17 protein-coding genes are annotated in these 15,988 nt (G+C 65.4%); 5 read left to right on the top strand and 12 right to left on the bottom strand.

Annotation, left to right across the window (positions count from 1 at the left end):
- Positions 1-6: 6 nt before the first annotated feature.
- The 5 genes from AC07RV_RS24130 to AC07RV_RS24110 form a co-directional block, all read right to left on the bottom strand.
- Positions 7-525, bottom strand: coding sequence for a GTP-binding protein (locus tag AC07RV_RS24130; protein WP_093340785.1), 519 nt, complete (start codon positions 523-525; stop codon positions 7-9).
- A gap of 46 nt (positions 526-571) precedes the next feature.
- Complete coding sequence (locus tag AC07RV_RS24125) at positions 572-1,309, bottom strand: hypothetical protein (RefSeq protein WP_296787181.1); 738 nt, start codon at positions 1,307-1,309, stop codon at positions 572-574.
- Between the two features lie 276 nt (positions 1,310-1,585).
- Complete coding sequence (locus tag AC07RV_RS24120) at positions 1,586-2,905, bottom strand: Nramp family divalent metal transporter (protein ID WP_492714288.1); 1,320 nt, start codon at positions 2,903-2,905, stop codon at positions 1,586-1,588.
- Between the two features lie 116 nt (positions 2,906-3,021).
- On the bottom strand, positions 3,022-3,990 hold the full coding sequence (locus AC07RV_RS24115) for a DUF72 domain-containing protein (RefSeq protein WP_444813564.1): 969 nt from the start codon (positions 3,988-3,990) through the stop codon (positions 3,022-3,024).
- 228 nt (positions 3,991-4,218) lie between these two features.
- The gene (locus AC07RV_RS24110) at positions 4,219-5,541 is read right to left on the bottom strand and encodes an aspartate aminotransferase family protein (protein WP_492714286.1); all 1,323 of its coding nucleotides are present in this window, start codon (positions 5,539-5,541) and stop codon (positions 4,219-4,221) included.
- A 94-nt stretch (positions 5,542-5,635) separates the two neighbouring features.
- On the opposite strand from AC07RV_RS24110, the gene AC07RV_RS24105 reads away from it, so the two are divergent.
- Both AC07RV_RS24105 and AC07RV_RS24100 read left to right on the top strand, forming a co-directional pair.
- Positions 5,636-6,493: a LysR family transcriptional regulator gene (locus tag AC07RV_RS24105; RefSeq protein WP_444813566.1), complete on the top strand. Its 858-nt coding sequence runs from the start codon at positions 5,636-5,638 to the stop codon at positions 6,491-6,493.
- Positions 6,494-6,582: 89 nt separating this feature from the next.
- Positions 6,583-6,777 (top strand): hypothetical protein, encoded by a 195-nt coding sequence (locus tag AC07RV_RS24100; RefSeq protein ID WP_093340795.1) that lies wholly within the window; start codon positions 6,583-6,585, stop codon positions 6,775-6,777.
- A gap of 22 nt (positions 6,778-6,799) precedes the next feature.
- Here AC07RV_RS24100 and AC07RV_RS24095 read toward each other — a convergent pair whose 3' ends face one another.
- The 3 genes from AC07RV_RS24095 to AC07RV_RS24085 form a co-directional block, all read right to left on the bottom strand.
- Positions 6,800-7,384, bottom strand: a complete 585-nt coding sequence (locus AC07RV_RS24095; RefSeq protein WP_444813567.1) for a TetR/AcrR family transcriptional regulator — start codon at positions 7,382-7,384, stop codon at positions 6,800-6,802.
- A gap of 73 nt (positions 7,385-7,457) precedes the next feature.
- A complete protein-coding gene (locus AC07RV_RS24090; RefSeq protein ID WP_444813568.1) occupies positions 7,458-8,723 on the bottom strand; it encodes a glutamate carboxypeptidase in 1,266 nt (421 codons plus the stop codon).
- Between the two features lie 203 nt (positions 8,724-8,926).
- Complete coding sequence (locus AC07RV_RS24085) at positions 8,927-9,988, bottom strand: hypothetical protein (protein ID WP_444813569.1); 1,062 nt, start codon at positions 9,986-9,988, stop codon at positions 8,927-8,929.
- A gap of 229 nt (positions 9,989-10,217) precedes the next feature.
- Between AC07RV_RS24085 and AC07RV_RS24080 the strand changes: the two genes are divergently transcribed.
- Positions 10,218-11,216, top strand: coding sequence for a LysR family transcriptional regulator (locus tag AC07RV_RS24080; RefSeq protein WP_444813570.1), 999 nt, complete (start codon positions 10,218-10,220; stop codon positions 11,214-11,216).
- Between the two features lie 273 nt (positions 11,217-11,489).
- Here AC07RV_RS24080 and AC07RV_RS24075 read toward each other — a convergent pair whose 3' ends face one another.
- Positions 11,490-11,861: a hypothetical protein gene (locus tag AC07RV_RS24075; protein WP_444813571.1), complete on the bottom strand. Its 372-nt coding sequence runs from the start codon at positions 11,859-11,861 to the stop codon at positions 11,490-11,492.
- Between the two features lie 171 nt (positions 11,862-12,032).
- Positions 12,033-12,230 carry a hypothetical protein gene (locus tag AC07RV_RS24070; RefSeq protein ID WP_444813572.1) on the bottom strand — a complete coding sequence of 66 codons (198 nt, stop codon included), beginning with the start codon at positions 12,228-12,230 and terminating at the stop codon, positions 12,033-12,035.
- Positions 12,231-12,361: 131 nt separating this feature from the next.
- On the opposite strand from AC07RV_RS24070, the gene AC07RV_RS24065 reads away from it, so the two are divergent.
- A complete protein-coding gene (locus AC07RV_RS24065; protein ID WP_444813573.1) occupies positions 12,362-13,093 on the top strand; it encodes a hypothetical protein in 732 nt (243 codons plus the stop codon).
- On the opposite strand, the gene AC07RV_RS24060 is transcribed toward AC07RV_RS24065, so the two are convergent.
- A complete protein-coding gene (locus tag AC07RV_RS24060; RefSeq protein ID WP_444813574.1) occupies positions 13,074-13,781 on the bottom strand; it encodes a phage portal protein in 708 nt (235 codons plus the stop codon). The two genes, AC07RV_RS24065 and AC07RV_RS24060, sit on opposite strands and share 20 nt — an antisense overlap.
- A 4-nt stretch (positions 13,782-13,785) precedes the next feature.
- Complete coding sequence (locus AC07RV_RS24055) at positions 13,786-14,307, bottom strand: DUF4102 domain-containing protein (protein WP_444813575.1); 522 nt, start codon at positions 14,305-14,307, stop codon at positions 13,786-13,788.
- Positions 14,308-14,661: 354 nt separating this feature from the next.
- On the opposite strand from AC07RV_RS24055, the gene AC07RV_RS24050 reads away from it, so the two are divergent.
- Positions 14,662-15,873: a tyrosine-type recombinase/integrase gene (locus AC07RV_RS24050; protein WP_108137428.1), complete on the top strand. Its 1,212-nt coding sequence runs from the start codon at positions 14,662-14,664 to the stop codon at positions 15,871-15,873.
- Positions 15,874-15,988 lie beyond the last annotated feature (115 nt).

Here is a 15,988-nt window from a genome sequence, read left to right as displayed (position 1 = left end):
CCGCGCTCAGGCTTCGAGCTGGATCAGCAGCAGTTCGAGCAGCTGCACCACCTGCTGCGGATCGGTCACGTTGGCCGGCAGCACCGGGCACAGCACGCCCTTGTCCTGCATGCGCTGGGCATAGGCGTCGAGGCCGGGTTCGGGATGGGTCTCGGTGCGGCCCACCGCGACCACGCAGGCGGTCTGCTCGATGAGCTCGGCGAAGCCGTCGAGGTAGACCTCGAGATCGGCCAGCGGATCGGGCCGGCTGTTGTCGACCAGGATCACCAGACCGAGCGCGCCGCGCGCGAGGATGCGCCACATGAAGTCAAAGCGCATCTGCCCGGGCGTGCCGTACAGGCGCAGCTTCTCGCCGTTGTCGAGCGTGAGCTCGCCGTAGTCCAGGCCGACGGTGGTGGTGGCCTTGGCGACCGAGGTGTCGCTGTTGCGCACCTCGGTGCTGACCGGCGGAATCTCGCTCACCGCCGCGATGGCGGTGGTCTTGCCGGCACCCATGGTGCCGGTGAAAAGGATCTTGTGCTCCACGCTCAATCGGAATCGGTTGGGGTCATGCAGGGCGGATCGCGGCGCATCAGGCGCGCGATCCCGAGGACAGCAGCCCGAGGCGGCTGCGGATGCGCGCGAGCAGGCCAGGCTGCACGCCCTCGCGCGCCGGGGGCGGCGCCTCGCTGCCGGGATGCACCTGCGAATCGGGCCAGATCGATTCGGGCGCGCGCGAAGGGGCGCCGCCATGGCCCGCGACGAAGCCGGCGCGCTCGAGCGCGGCGATGAAGTCGGCGCACTCCTGCGCGCTGGCGTTCGAGCGCTGCTGCAGCGCCGCCAGCGTGGACGGGCGACTCGCGAGCAGGGTCGCGAGCTTCATGCGCACGGGCGAGTCGAGCAGCGCGACCGAGGGCCAGCGCAGTAGCCGGTATTCCTCGCCGCGCGCGCCGCGTTCGGCCGACGCGGCAAGGCCGAGTTCGCGCGCATGGACCACCATCGCGCCGAGTCGGTTGAGCATGGCCTCGAGCGCATCGGCATGCAGCGGCAGCCGCAGGAAGGGGCCGCGCGGCGGCGGCGTGTCGCCGACCGTCAGCAGCGGCACGGGCGGCAGCGGCGAATCGGCCGCCTCGGCCGACAGCACCGCGGCCCGGTCGCCCACCACGCGAAGGTCGGCACCCTCGACCTGCCAGGCCCAGTGCTGGTGGGTGCGGTGGTCGAGCAGCCGCACCAGCGACTTGAAAAGCAGTTCGTCACGGGCCGGCAGCCCTTCGATGCTGAAGCTCAGCAGCGGCCGGCGGTCGCGGGGCGAGGCGCTGAAACCGGTCATGCGTGGTCCGAGGAGGACCGGCGGTCGGCCGGCAGGCGATGCACCAAACTGGGGCTTTTTGGCGATCCGAATGGCAATTCAAGCGCTTCCATCGATGAAACATCCCCGGAAAGCCTCGCGGCCCGCCATTGATTGAATGCCTAAGTGTTAAATAGTGTTTCTCGCCAAAAATATAACACTCGTTGCAATTAAACACACTAGATTACAAAACCCGACTAAGTACTACGGGAATCGGTGGGAGCGGGAACGGAGGCCCGGGCTGCGGGCGGGCAGCGCTCAGGAACGCAGGCTGGTCCAGAGAAAGGCCAGGGTCGCCAGCGCCATGACCCCGGTCGCGGCCCAGCCCAGCACCCGCCAGTGCAGCGGCAGCACCAGCTCGCCCATCAGGCGGCGGCTGCCGGCGGCCCACATGACGCCGACCATGATCGGCACCGACATCAGCGAATTGATCACCGCCGCCCACACCAGCGCGTCCATCGGATCGACGCCGCACAGGCTGATGCCGATGCCGCAGACCATGGCGGCCGCGAGGATGCCGTAGAAGGCCGGCGCCGCCCCGACCGGCTGCTCGAGCCCGCGGCGCACGCGCAGGAATTCGGCGCAGGCATAGGCGGCCGAACCGCCGAGTACCGGCAGCGCCAGCAGGCCCGTGCCGATGATCCCCAGCGCGAACAGCGCGAAGGCCGCGCTGCCCGCCACCGGGCGCAGGGCCTCGGCCGCCTGCGCGGTTGAGCTCACGTCGGTCTGGCCGTGGGCATGCAGGGTGGCGGCCGAAGCCACGATCATCGAGAAGGCGATCGCGTTGGAGAAGCCCATGCCGACCCAGGTGTCGAGCCGCAGCCGGCGCAGTTGCGCGCGCGCCTGCGCGGGGTGGGTCCTGAGCGCATGGTCCTCGGGGATGCGTTCGATCTCCTCCACCTCCTGCGCCGCCTGCCAGAAGAACAGGTAGGGGCTGATCGTGGTGCCGAGGATCGCGACCACCATCTTGATGCTCTCGGCATCCCAGTGCATGCGCGGCACCAGCGCGCCCGCGAGCGCGGCCTTCCAGTCGACGTGCGCCACCAGCGCCACGCCCACGTAGGCCAGCAGCGAGAGCGTGAGCCACTTGAGCACGCGCACGTAGCGGTGGTACGGCAGCCAGGCCTGCAGCGCCAGCGACAGCAGGCCGAAGCCCAGCGCATAGAGCGCCTCGGGTCCGCCCAGGCCCAGCCGCGCGACCTCGGCCATGGCGCCGATGTCGGCCGCGAGGTTCACGATATTGGCGACCAGCAGCAGCACGACCGCGAAGAACACGACCGGCCGCGGCCACAAGGCAGCGAAGGCCGAGGTGAGCCCACGCCCCGTAGTGCGGCCGATGCGCGCGCTCGCGAGCTGGATGCCCACCATCAGCGGATAGGTCAGCAGCAGGGTCCAGCCCATGCCGTAGCCGAACTGCGCGCCGGCCTGGGTGTAGGTGGCGATGCCGCTGGGGTCGTCGTCGGCGGCGCCCGTGATGAGGCCGGGGCCGAGGCGGTTCAGGAAGCCGCGCTTGGCGGGAGGCTCAGCGCCTGCGCTGGCGCCGGCACGGTCTTCGTCCTGCTCGTTCGGCCTCGGCATGTGCGCCTCGTCGGTGACCTCGGGACACCGAAAGTAGGGCGCGTCCGCCGGCCCCCCTGTAGGACGCTGCTGCAACCTGGATGCACTTGGCAGGCGAGCATGGCCGTGCGGGCGTCCTACGCCTTCTTCTTCCGCGCCGGCCGCAGCGAGATCCCCGGCGGCAGCGCGAAGCGGTCGCGCGCGCCCTGCTCCAGCCGTGCCGGCAGGCCCAGCGCCTGCGCCAGATGCGCCGCGTCGTAGGGCGCATGCACCTTGATGTCGTTGTCGAAGTAGCAGAACACCTCGCGCGCGCCGCGCGGTGCCGCCACCTTCGAAGCGCGCTTCGCGTCGCGCACCTGCCGTCCCTGGCGCCAGGCCGCGATGCGCCGGGCCCAGTGCGCGAGCGCCGGTTCGCCGTAGCCGCTCGCATAGAGCTTCTTGTCGCCATGCAGCCGCAGGTAGACGAAGTCGGCCGTGAGGTCCTCGAGCAGCGGCCAGCGGCCCGCCGTGTCGGCCACCACGAGCGCGATGCCGTGGCGGCGCAGTTGCGCGATGAAGGCCGGGTCGACGAAGCTCGAATCGCGCACCTCGACCGCATGCCGCAGGCGCCGCCGCCCGCCGCCGTGCAGCCAGGTGCGGCCCGCCACGTTGTCGTCGTGCTCGCGCGCCAGCTTCAGCGCGGCCGCGGTGGTGGCCGGCAGCAGCGAGAAGAAGGCCTCGAAGCGCTCGGGCTCCCAGGCCATGCGCGGCGGAAACTGCCACAGGATCGGCCCGAGCTTGTCGCGCAGCGCGAGCACCCCCGAAGCGAAGAAATTCGCGAGCGGCACCCGCACGTCGTTCAGGCGCCGCAGGTGGGTGATGTAGCGCGGCCCCTTGACCGCGAACACGAAGCCCGCGGGCGTGTCGTCGCGCCAGGCCTCGTACGACGAAGGCCGCTGCAGCGAATAGAAGGAGCCGTTGATCTCGATGGTCGGCAGCACGCGTGAGGCGAAGACGAGTTCCTGCCGCTGCGCGAGCCCGGCGGGATAGAACTTGCCGCGCCACGGGGCATAGCGCCAGCCGGAGATGCCGATGTGGACCGCCGGGTCCGCGGATGCCTTTGTCATGGGGCCATCCTGCGATGGCGCGTCGGGCGGGACGTAGGAAGACGGCAGGCGCCGGTTGTCGGCGCCGGCGCAATCCTGTGCGCCGTTCCGCGGAATTCGTGACGACCTCCGGCTCGAGGAACCGCTGCAAGCCAGCGGGTGCCGAAGCAACCTCTACCAACGCCGAAAGACCGTCGAAGCCAGTATCGTTCGCGAAACTTAAGCCGGGCTGAAGGTCCGGGCGATCGCTCAGGAAGCCGGCTGCAAACGCACCGCCGTGGCGATGGCCTTGTCGAGCAGTTCGAGGCCGAGGGCGATCTCGCTGTCGCTGATCGTCAGCGGCGGCGCGATGCGGAACACGCCGCCCATCGAGGGCAGCTTCACGATGTTCATGCTCAGGCCCAGCTTCATGCACTCGCGCGTGACGGCCTCGCCGAGCTCGAAGGCCGGCTCGCGCGTGTCGCGGCTCTTGACCACCTCGAGGCCGAGCAGCAGGCCGCGCCCGCGCACGTCGCCGATGCATTCGTGGCGCGACTGCAGCCGGCGCAGCCCCTGCTGCAGCCGTTCGCCCGCGACGCGCGCGCGTTCGACCAGCCCGTCGCGCTCGACCACCTCAAGCACCTTCAGGCCGACCGCCGCGGGCAGCGGATCGGAAACGTGCGTGGTGTAGAACAGGAAGCCGCGCGCATGGGCCTCGTCCTCGATCGCGGCCGTGGTCACCATCGCGGCCAGCGGCAGGCCCGCGCCCAGGGTCTTCGACAGGGTCAGGATGTCGGGCGCCACGCCGTCGCGGTCGCACGCGAACATCAGGCCGGTGCGGCCCACGCCGGTCTGCGCCTCGTCGACGATCAGCAGCATGCCGCGTTCCTCGCACTTCTTCTTGAGCGCCGCCATGTAGCCCGGCGGCAGCTCGAGGATGCCGCCGCTGCTGAGGATGGGCTCGGCGATGAAGGCCGCGAGCGCGCCGGTCGACTGGCGGTCGATCTGCTCGAAGCCGTCGTCGAGTTCGCGGCGCCAGTCGAGTTCGCCCTCCTTCGTCGCGAAGCGCGGCCGGTAGGCATTGGGCGCCGGGATCGCGAACGAGCCGACTGCCGCCGGGCCGTAGCCCTTGCGGCCCGCGCTGTAGGTCGCGGCCGCCGCGCTGCCGGTCATGCCGTGCCACGACTGCGTGAAGGCCACCACCTCGTGGCCGCCGGTCACCAGCCTGGCCATGCGCAGCGCCGCCTCGTTCGATTCGGCGCCGGTGCTCAGCAGCAGGCAGCGTTCGAGCGCACCGGGCGCATGGCGCGCGATCTCCGCGGCCAGCGCCACCACCGGGCGCGACAGCATGCCGCTGAACAGGTGGTCGAGCGTGCGCACGTGCTCCGACACCACCGAGACGATCTCGGGATGCGCATGCCCGAGCAGCGCGCTCATCTGGCCCGAAGTGAAGTCGAGGATCGCGCGGCCGTCGGCGTCGTAGACGAAACAGCCCTGCGCGCGCTCGATGATCAGCGGCTCGAAGCTGCCGCCGTAGCGCACGAGATGGCGCTGTGCCTGTTGCCAGAACTGGGGGTCGTCGTTCCTGCTCATGGGGTGCTTCCCGATCAAAATGCCCACGTTACGCGGCGCCCCGCGCGCGTGGAAGCGAATTGTTTTGAGATCAGCTATCAAGGGAACTCATGCCGTGAGCCAATCGCTGGACATCGACCTGCTGCGCAGCTTCGTCGCCATCGCCGAGACCGGCGTGCTGGGCCAGGCCGCCTTGCGCGTGGGCCGCACGCAATCGGCGCTGAGCATGCAGATGCAGAAGCTCGAGGGCATCGTCGAGCAGCCGCTGCTGCACCGCACCGGCCGCGGCGTGACGCTCACCGCGACCGGCGAACGCCTGCTGGTGCGCGCCAACGAACTGCTGCGCCGGCACGACGAGGCACTGGCCGAGCTGCGCGGCCGGCAGCTGTCGGGCGTGCTGCGCTTCAGCTGCCCCGATGACTACGCGGTGGTGTTCCTGCCCTACCTGCTGCAGGGCTTCGCGAGCCTGCATCCGGGCGTGCAGCTCGAGGTGATGTGCGCGCCCACGCCGCGGCTGCACGAGCTCCTGGCGCGGCACGCGGTCGATCTCGCGCTGGTGTCGGTGGCCGCCGATGCCGCGGGCGCCGACCTGATCCGCCACGAGCCGCTGGTGTGGGTGGCGCAGCGCGGCAGCGCGGCCGTCGCCCTCGATCCGCTGCCGCTCGCGCTCGGCGCGCCCGATGCGCTCGACCACCTGCTGCCGCGGCGTGCGCTCGAGGCCGCGGGCCGCGCCTACCGGCTCGCCTATGCGAGCAGCAGCCTGTCGGGCCTGGTGGGCATGGCGCGTTCGGGCCAAGCCGTCACCGTGCTCACGCGCACGGCCGTGCCCGAAGACCTGCAGATCCTCGACGCGAGCAACGGCTTTCCCGAGCTGCCGAGCGTGGGCGTCACGCTGGCCCTGGCGCGCGAGGCACCGACCGCCCTGACCGCGGCCTTCGCGGCGCATGTGAGGAAGTTTCTGCCCGCGGCTTGAAAGGTCTCTCCATCGATTTCGACCGAAATGGTTGAAATCCAACCAAATTGGTTGAATAATCCGGTGCTCCGCCTTCAAGGAACACCGCATTGACCTTCCTCCACGCCACCCTGTCGATCCTCAAGCAGCACGGGAGAGCGCTCGCCGTGCTCGGTCTGGTGGTCGGCGGGCTGGTCGGGTTCGGCATGTCCTTCGCGGCCTTCATGCCCGAGTTGCGCGTGTCGGTGAGCATGGGCTATGGCGTCTTCGCACCGAAGCTCAGCGGACTGATCGGCGGCCTCTGAGGCGCCGGCCCGGCGCGGAAGACTAGGCGCGCTTGCGCGCCGGGCGCTGCGGCTTGCCGCCGTGGCCGAGCGCGTCCATGGCCGCTTCGATGATGGGGGTGCGCCATTCGCGCTGCAGCCCCACGTGGGCCGCGACCATCGCCGAGGCGCCGAGGCCCGACAGCGCGCTCGTGACGCGCACGATGCGCTCCATGGTGGTGGCCTGCAGGTCGATGCCGAGCGCCTTGTAGACCATCACCGCCATCTCGGTCAAAGCGGGATCGGTGCCCTTGCCGTTGTCGGCGAGCCGGTTCGCGAGCGCCGACACGCCCGGCCATTCGTAGGTCTGGTCGACCGAGGCCTCGACCACCACGCGCTCGCGCGCCGCGCCTGGCGGCAGGTGCCCGACCGCATCGAGCAGCGCCTGCGCCTGGTCGCGGCAGGTCTGCAGCGCCGCGTCGTAGATCGCCTGCTTGCTCGGGAAGTGATGCAGCAGCCCGGCCTTCGAATAGTTGACCGCGTCCGCGATCTGCTGGAGCGAGGTGTGGGCGAAGCCGTGCTTGGCGAACAGGCCCGCGGCGCGGTCGATGATTTCGGCGTCGATCTGGGAGCGGGTGGGCTTGGGCATCGGCCTGCAGTCTATCGCAGGCGCTTACCGGATCGGTCGGTAATCGACTGAATCGGTAGACCTTGGTCCTCGCTCAGAGCCCTTGCCCGAGCTCCGAGACCAGGCGCGCCGACAGGTAGAGCCGGCGCGGTATGGCCGAGGCCAGCACGTACTCACCGGCATCGGCATGCTGGTTGCCGCCGGGCAGGCCCAGGTTCTCGACGACCGGCTTGCCCGAGAGCGCGGCCCAGCCCGCGTCCGAGCCGCCGCCGGTGCGCACGTTGGCGGCCACCAGCTTCGCGCCCACTTCGGCGTAGATGGCGACGGCCTTGTTCATCACGCCCCGGGCGGCGTCCGTGGCGTTGTACGGCGGGATGAGGCGCGTCACCTGGAGATCGATGCGCGCCCCTTCGAGGCGCTTCTTCTGCGCACGCTCGGCGAGCGCGGCCTCCAGCAGCGGAAGATCCTCGTTGCGGCCATAGCGCATGTCAGCCGAGACGACCGTGAGGTCCGGAATGATGTTGGTGGCGCTGCCGCCCTTGATGGTCGTCCAGTTGAACAGCCGCTCCTGCTGCGGGTCCTGCAGGTCCTGGGTTCGCAGGATCAGGTCCGCGGCCTCGGTCATGGAATTCACCGCCGTCGGGGACGCGGCCCCCGCATGCGACGCCTTGCCGTGAACCCGTGCCTCCACGACCGCCACGCCCGAGGTGCCGGTGACGAAGAACTCCTGGCCCTCGTAGATGAAGCCGGTTTCGTACGACAGCACGATGTCGCTCTGCGCTGCGAGCTTCTGGATCAGTTCGTTCGACCCCAGCGAGCCCTTTTCCTCGTCGGTGTTGAACATCACGGTGATGGTGCCGAACTGCTGGAAGCTCTGCGCCTTCAACAATGCCAGCGTGTGCAGGATGGTCGCGATGCCGCCCTTCGCATCGGCAATGCCGGCGCCGAGAACCTGGTCGCCATCGATGCGGAATGGCGCCTTGGCCAGCGAGCCGCGCACATAGACCGTGTCCATGTGCGCCATCATCAGGATGTGGCGACCGCCGCTGCCCTTGAATTGACCGACGATGATGTCGCCGACCACGCCGCTGCTGGCGGGTGTCCTCGTGACCTCGGCGCCGAGTGCCTTGAGGCGTCCTTCGAGGTAATTGCCCATTTCAGGAATCCCGATGGCGTCATTGGTGCCGCTTTCGATATTGACCAATTCCTCCAGGGTCTTGAGCACCGCGGGCTGCTCGTCCTTGGTTCTTTGGTCCAATGTGCTGCTGTAGAAGAACGCGTTGGCGTTGCCGTCCGAACAGCCGCTGGTGACAATGCTCAACAGCAATGTCAAATGAAGAACAGTCGACCGAAATGTCATCTATCTCCCCTTGATCAGAAAAAAGATTTGGAGTCGCTTCAATAGCGGGGGCGATGCTATGAATGCAACGAATCCGGGTCAATGTTTTTCCGATTTCGGAGAAATTATTCTTTACGCTATTTGTTCAATCGACTTCAAAGAATAATTCAACAACTCTGCAATTGGCATGCGCATTCGGAGTCCGGGCATGCCAATTCCCGCGTTCACAGTCGGGCGCCGAGCATTGCCGCGGAAATGGCGATCGCGACGATGGTTGCCCCCGCCAGCGCGATCGAGGCCCAGCGCCCTGCCCTCGCATCGCTCACGCCATGTCCCAGCAGAACGACGCGCAGGCCGCAGGCCAGGTGCCCGAGCAGCATGAACACCGCAATTGCGTAGTGGGGAATCAGCCGCACGCTCCATGCGTCGCCCGTGAGTCCGGCCGGTGCGCTCACGGCCCAGGCCCAATTTGTGTCGACACCGAAATGGCGGGCCAGCACGAACACCGAATTGACATGCGAGGCAATGAAGAAAGTCAGATAGATGCCCGATGCCAGCTGCAGCACATCGAAGAGATTCGCCTTCCGGCGCGTCTTCGGCAACCACAGCGCCAGTCCCGACAGCAACTGGAATGCCATCGCGAGCAGCATCGCGGGCTCGACCCAGGCATGGCGATAGAGCTTGCGCAGCTGGAGCATCAGCGACTGGTGCGCCTGGTCGCCCAGCCAGGCGACGAGATGGTTGAACAGATGAGGCGCGAGGAAGACGACGATCAGCGCGGCCGCCGAGATGCCGTGGGTGACTCGCAATGCCGCGAGTCCGCGCGTGGCCTGCATGCCTGCCGCGGCACCGGCTTCATCGACGGCGTCCACGTCGGACCGCCGCGTGAGTTGCAGCATCGCGACCCATGCCGCCGCGGCCGTCCACAGGCCGGTCCATACCGCCGCATCCGCGCCCTCGATCTTCATCAGGTACAGCAGCACGCCCATGAAGGTGAACAGCGGCGGTGCCGCCACCGTGAGGTACGCGAAGCGGCGCGAGGTCAGCGATCGCGCCGTCGGATGCGGCGCGTGTCCCAGCCGCCACGCGAAGGCAAATCCCAAGGCGGTGACCGCAAAGGCCGATGCCATGGCGAGCACGGCGAGCACCGGACTGCCGTTGAAGCGTTGGTAGAACGCCGCGAGCAGATGCGGATACGCGAGCACCGCGGCAAATGGCGGCAGCCATGACCAAGCGAGATCCGAGCTGGAGGAGAAAAGAACTGGACGATGAAGGGCGAGCGCCATGGCGGGGAGATCCGTCTGAAACGGCCATCGTAGGAGGCACGCCCGCGCAAATTGGCATGCCCCGATGCAATCCGATATCCAGCTTTGATCACCAATGACCGGCCACCACGCGCCGATTGTGCGAACGCGCACCGACATCGGCGCTCCTACCTCCCATGATTAGCCAGCGCTCCTGCCGGCGAGGCCGCGCGATGCTTTGGCCCGCGCCGCTCCACCCGACCCATCGACCATGAAGAATCCCGTCCTCACCCCTTCGATGCCCGATGCACTGGCTTCCGGATTGGCCGCCAGCTACACCGGCGTGCTGTCGTTCATGGCGGTCGCCGAGGAACTGAGCTTCATGAAGGCGGGCCACCGCCTGGGCCTCGGCCGCTCGGCCGTGAGCCGCAACGTGCAGCGGCTCGAGACCCAGATGAAGACGCGGCTGCTGCAGCGCTCGACCCGCAATGTCGCCCTCACGCCCGAGGGCGAGATGTTCTACGAGCTCAGCCGCCCGGGCGTCGAGCAGATCATGCAGGCGATGCAGCAGGTGCACGAACTGCAGGACGGGCCCGCGCGCGGGCAGTTGCGCGTGTGTTCGACGATCGGCTTCGGCCGCCGGATCGTCGGTCCGCTGCTGGCCGACTTCTACAGGCTGCACCCCGGCATCGACGTCGAGCTCATCCTCGACGACCGGATCACCGATTTCACCGCCGACCGCATCGACGTCAGCTTCCGCAACGGCCGCCTCGCGGACAGCAGCATCATCGCGCGCCAGCTCGCGCCCATGGAGATGATGGTGTGCGCATCGCCCGCATACGCGGCGCGCCACGGCCTGCCCGAGACGCTCGAGGACATCGAGCGCCACGCGTGCATCCAGTTCCGTCTCGGATCGGGGGGACTGTACGAATGGGAGTTCATGGAGCCGCCCGCGGACGACGAGCGCGGCGGTCGCCGGGTGCGCAAGCTCATGCCGAAGGGCAGCCGGATCTACAGCGATCCGGAACTGGTGGTGGGCGCTTTGCGGGATGGCCTGGGCATCGCCCAGGTCGCGGGCTACCAGGTCGCCGACGATCTGCGCGCCGGCCAGCTGGTCCGTTGCCTCGACGCCTATGCGCCCCAGGGGCGGGCGCACTACCTCTGCTATCCCAGCCGCGAACACATGCCGATGCGCATTCGGGCCTTCGTGGAGTTCTATGTGCGGCGGGTTTCGGGCATGCAGGCGGAGCTTGGGCTGCCGGCTGCCTAGGCGAGACCGGGGGGGCAAGCGGGAGGCACCAATGAGAAAGGGTCAGTAGCCTGGTGGCCACTGACCCTTGAATCATTGAAGGAGAGGGAGGGGAGGCAAACAGTCAGCATTCATGCGGCTTCCAACCCCTTTAGCGCACAGATGCCTACAAAAATGCCTACGCGCTGAAGGCCAGCGAAGTGCAAAAAAGCAACGGCACCCCTCGCATAGCTGGCCACCCGGAGAGCACTTGCCCGGCGTGCGCTGTCGGCGCAGCAACCGCAGAACCGAGCGCTACAACCCCTCAGCCGAACCCTCAAATTTTCTCATCCGGCGACTCTCGAAGAAGTACGTGTACATAACGCCCCCCACAACCACACCGCAGAGCAAATCAAACTCCCGTCTGAACGTGGGCGATTGCGTGTCTTGAACGGGATCAATGATGGGATCGATAAAAATGTCTAGAACAATCGCCGGCCATCCAGGCTCAGGATGCAGCCGATCTCGCAGACCGTCTTTCCAAGTGACAAGATCGCCCTTTTTGAAACTCGTCTTAGTTGCCATCTCGACGCGGTGACGCACGTAGCCCACCGAGACATTGCGGATGATTCCGTCTGCCACGCCCTGCACATAGCCGGCAACGAAATCGCGACGCGAGAACGTCACATCGCATAGGCCCTCGCCTGATGCGATGCTTGGGTTTTCGACAACGCCGAGCTGCGCCTCCAGGCTCCATGCGTTGTGCGTGTTGAGCAGTGGCGCGCCGCGCGTCAGGCGATCTAGACGAATCGAGCCTTCTTCGACTACCAGCTGCTCTAGGTAGCTGCGCTCGCGGTATCAGTTATAGCGCCGCACGGACGCGCCAGCGGCAAAGACGAGCTGCGCGGTAGCGAGCGAAGGCTCGGCTTGTGCCGTGCCTTCATCCGATACGCGCGTAAAGCCGCGAAGCTCCATGGAACGACCGGCCAGCGGAAGATCGTCGCGGCGAGTGGTGGTGTCTTGTGCTTGAGGCGTGCCGAGCACTGTGCCCAGCACGCCGTCTCATTTCCAAGAAAAAATGAGACAAGCTAGACTCTTTTGAGTGGATGGCGACGACTGCAATATGAATGCCTAGGACGCCCCATCCGGTTTAGTCACTTTGAAGACGTCAACCATAGAAAGCAGCCATGGAACTCAACTCACGCGAAGTTCTCGAAGTCCTAAAGAGCAAGGGCATTGACACGCTCCACCATGCAAATACGGTGCAGACTTCATGCCTCTTTCTTCAGCATGGTCGAATTCTTTCCAGAGGCACCGTTGAAGAAAGAGGCTTGGAGCAGACAGCTCAAAAATCTGACGACTTGGACAAGAGGTTTGGAATCTGGAATGACCTCTTTCTCGACAGCGTGGATATTCATGAGCGCGCCAAGTCGCGAAATTTCTATGGCCCCGTTCTTTTTAGGTTCAAGTTAGATCTGCTTTCAGAAGATTGGCTTCCCTCGATATGGGTTACCAAAAAGAATCCAACCGAATGGCAAACGGGTGAGCCCGCCACGGATCGCTATTACTCTTCCGTTGAGGAATTCAAGTCCGGCTATAAGAAGGGGGACTTCGGAAGCATGTTCATGCTTCGCAACGCGGGCGGTGTCCTGCGCCTGGCTCCCCACCTCAAGGACATCCTCTTAGACGATCCCAACTGGGAGTATCAAGACAACGACGTGTACAGCCAAACTGTCGGGGCGCTACTTGCCTCGGCATGGCAGGGTGGGATCAAAGACATCGATATACACAAGCGAAAGTGCTTATCCGGATGCAAGTGCATCGGTCAATATACCGACTTTCTTGAGAGTGAGGAAACGAAGAAGAAATACGGCCCACGGACAGCAAAGCTGTTCTTCTTTATGGCGGCTGATTCTTGACAGCCAGCTCGTCCATTTGCGTGCCCTTTCGCAACATCAGGATCACGTCCAAGATGCCGCGCTTCCGCAATTTGTCGATGTCTTCCGCCAGTTCGTCGAATACCTCATCCGGCTCGTAGCCGCGGCTGCGCAGCTTCTCGCTGAAGCTGCTGAGACCACCAGCGATCTCGTCGAGGTCCGAGGCCACATCGTCTTTCGGATTGGTGTACTCCCACTTCGGCGTCGCATAGCGAAGGTTGTAGTCGGCCTTCTTCACTCGGCCCGCCAGCTCGCACGCGTTCGAGAACGCACGGACTATCGGGGCGATCAACTTCGGGATGACGTGCAGCCACTGCTCTTGCTCAGCCTCGCGGCGACAGTCGAGCCTGCGGATACGTGCGCTGGTGTAGCTCACCTCACGCACATCGCCCGTCATCATCTCGTAGGTCCAGCCAGCGCCGGCGGCAATGAGGTGAAGCTGCATCTTCAGGTACTCGACGTACCCGGGCGCCGCGTTGGGCTGCACGACGGTGAGGTTTGTGCCGGACGGAACCTGCATCATCCCGCCGCTCGGCAGCTCGCCCATACTGCGGCTCTCCTTGACAGTCTCGCTCTCGTCCTCGGCCATGCCATCCACATCACCCGAACCGATGACCGCCAACCGCGTTTCGAGGTTCTTGCGGTGTTGCTCGGCATCCTCGTAAAGCATTAGGTCACGGGTACGCGCGATGATCGGCGCTACACGCGGACAGCCTCTCCCCTGACGTACACAAAACGCCCTTGGCGTCCATCTTGTTCAACTCGGTCAGCAGCATAGCCCGGTCGATCTCTGCAGTCGCCTTATCCCCGAGCTGCGGCTTTAAATGAAGCTCGAGAGCGCGGAGCGCGTTGGCCTTGTAGTCGGCGGATACATCTTCGCGCCCCTTCCAGTACGCCTCGCAGTCCTCCCAGAACGTAGTTTTCGGGCGCTTCTTCTTCGTGACTGGGGCCACGCCCTGCAACAGCCCTTTCCGCAGCTCTGCGGACCGCATACGAGCTTCCGCCAGCGTGACTAAGGGGTATGCCCCAAGCGACTTCTGTTTCGGCAAGCCATCGATGCGATAGGCCAGGCGCCAGACCTTGGCGCCCGCCGGGAAAATGAAGAGGTGAAGGCCATGGCCGTCGAAGAGCTTGATCGGCTTTTCGCCCGGCTTAGCCGTCTTGCAGATAGTGTCGGTGAGGGTATTTGTAGGCATCGTGATCGGATGCCGTTCGATGCCTACAAAGATGCCTACCGAACGCCGGTGTGGAACGGCTTTTGACGGTAGGGAATCGACGGAAACGCAGACGTCAGAATCGGCTAAGGCCTTGATCCTGCTGGGTTTCCGATCGCGAGCAGGCAAAAAAATAGCCCCTTGCGGGGCCATTCTTGGAGGAGAGGGAGTCTGCCTTTGCGACGTCCCAAGCAGTCCTAAGTCGACCGATTTTCATGCTCCTTCATTGGGGAAACGCCTCAACAGCATTCCTGACCGATCCCTTCCGATCCGCTTCAATCCTAAATTTTATGGTAGAAAGGATGGTAGGTCAATATCTAAGGATGCAGGACTGTCATGGCGCGCAAGGCAAAGGAATTATCAGCACTCCAAGTGGGTCGATTGACCTCCCCAGGCAACCACGCCGTTGGCGGCGTGTCCGGCCTCTACCTGTACGTCAATGACGCAGGTGCTCGCTCATGGGTGCTTCGCACCATGGTCGGCACCAAGCGCCGACACATGGGGCTCGGCGGCTTTCCCGATGTCCCTCTTGCTCGAGCCAGAGAAAAGGCAAGAGCAGCTCGCGACGAGATCGATCAAGGTATTGATCCCATTGCGCAACGTAGAGCGGCGGCCAGCCTGCTGCGCGCCCAGCAAGCGACCGAAAAAACGTTCCAACAAGCGGCCGAAGGGTTCCTGGAGGCGCATGGGGACACCTGGAAGAACCCTAAGCACCGCACTCAATGGGCCAGCACCCTGAAAACCTACGCCTATCCAGTCATGGGCGATCTGCTCGTTCGTGACGTGGGCCAGGAGCATGTGCTCGCGGCCCTGGAGCCCATCTGGAAAACCAAGAACGAAACCGCATCACGATTGCGAGGCCGAATCGAGAACGTTCTCGACTGGGCCACCGTCCGCAAATACCGTACAGGAGAGAACCCGGCACGATGGAAGGGTCACCTGGACATGTTGCTGCCGGCGCCCGGGAAAATTCAGAAGGTAGAGCATCACCGCGCGTTACCCATCGATGCCACTGTGCCTTTCATGTCCGACCTGCGTCAACGAGAAGGAACTGCGGCCAAGGCGCTGGAGTTCACCGTGCTGTGCGCAGCGCGCAGCGGCGAGGTGCGCGGCGCGGTCTGGCCGGAGTTCGACCTGAACGCTGGTGTCTGGACCATCCCGCCAGAGCGAATGAAGGCCACCAAGGAGCACCGCGTTCCCTTGTCCGAATCAGCGCTTCGGATTCTCCGTGCTCAACCTCACCTCAAAGATAACGAGTTGGTGTTCCCTTCCGCACGGGGCAAGCAGCTTTCCGACATGGCGATGACTGCCGTCATGCGCCGCATGGATGTGGATGCCGTGCCCCACGGGTTTCGCTCTACATTTCGCGATTGGGCGAGAGAGCGCACCAACTACCCACGGGACTTGGCTGAGCAGGCCCTTGCACACGCCCTGGACAACAAGGTCGAGGCCGCCTATCGGCGTGGGGATGCACTGGAAAAGCGCCGTTTGATGATGCAGGAATGGGATGACTTCTGCTCCAAGGTAGAGAAAAAAGAAGAAGCCTGAAGGCAGGCAGCCTGCTCCCTTCCTCTCAATTTTCACTCCCTATCTGGCAATCAAGGTTGATACATTCGACCCCGAGCTCCACGCCCCGTCGAACAATCGAGATCCAGATGGCATT

The organism is Variovorax sp. GW821-FHT09B01 (genome assembly GCF_059418345.1).
Note: the sequence above shows the minus strand (reverse complement) of the source record. Positions and strands in the feature narration are given on the sequence as shown.

Coding starts and splice junctions, on each gene's coding strand:
- AC07RV_RS24095 (WP_444813567.1), bottom strand. CDS start 7,384: ATGCCCAAGCCCACCCGCTCCCAGATCGACGCCGAAATCATCGACCGC.
- AC07RV_RS24115 (WP_444813564.1), bottom strand. CDS start 3,990: ATGACAAAGGCATCCGCGGACCCGGCGGTCCACATCGGCATCTCCGGC.
- AC07RV_RS24055 (WP_444813575.1), bottom strand. CDS start 14,307: ATGCCTACAAATACCCTCACCGACACTATCTGCAAGACGGCTAAGCCG.
- AC07RV_RS24125 (WP_296787181.1), bottom strand. CDS start 1,309: ATGACCGGTTTCAGCGCCTCGCCCCGCGACCGCCGGCCGCTGCTGAGC.
- AC07RV_RS24080 (WP_444813570.1), top strand. CDS start 10,218: ATGAAGAATCCCGTCCTCACCCCTTCGATGCCCGATGCACTGGCTTCC.
- AC07RV_RS24050 (WP_108137428.1), top strand. CDS start 14,662: ATGGCGCGCAAGGCAAAGGAATTATCAGCACTCCAAGTGGGTCGATTG.
- AC07RV_RS24085 (WP_444813569.1), bottom strand. CDS start 9,988: ATGGCGCTCGCCCTTCATCGTCCAGTTCTTTTCTCCTCCAGCTCGGAT.
- AC07RV_RS24120 (WP_492714288.1), bottom strand. CDS start 2,905: ATGCCGAGGCCGAACGAGCAGGACGAAGACCGTGCCGGCGCCAGCGCA.
- AC07RV_RS24110 (WP_492714286.1), bottom strand. CDS start 5,541: ATGAGCAGGAACGACGACCCCCAGTTCTGGCAACAGGCACAGCGCCAT.
- AC07RV_RS24065 (WP_444813573.1), top strand. CDS start 12,362: ATGGAACTCAACTCACGCGAAGTTCTCGAAGTCCTAAAGAGCAAGGGC.
- AC07RV_RS24060 (WP_444813574.1), bottom strand. CDS start 13,781: ATGCTTTACGAGGATGCCGAGCAACACCGCAAGAACCTCGAAACGCGG.
- AC07RV_RS24090 (WP_444813568.1), bottom strand. CDS start 8,723: ATGACATTTCGGTCGACTGTTCTTCATTTGACATTGCTGTTGAGCATT.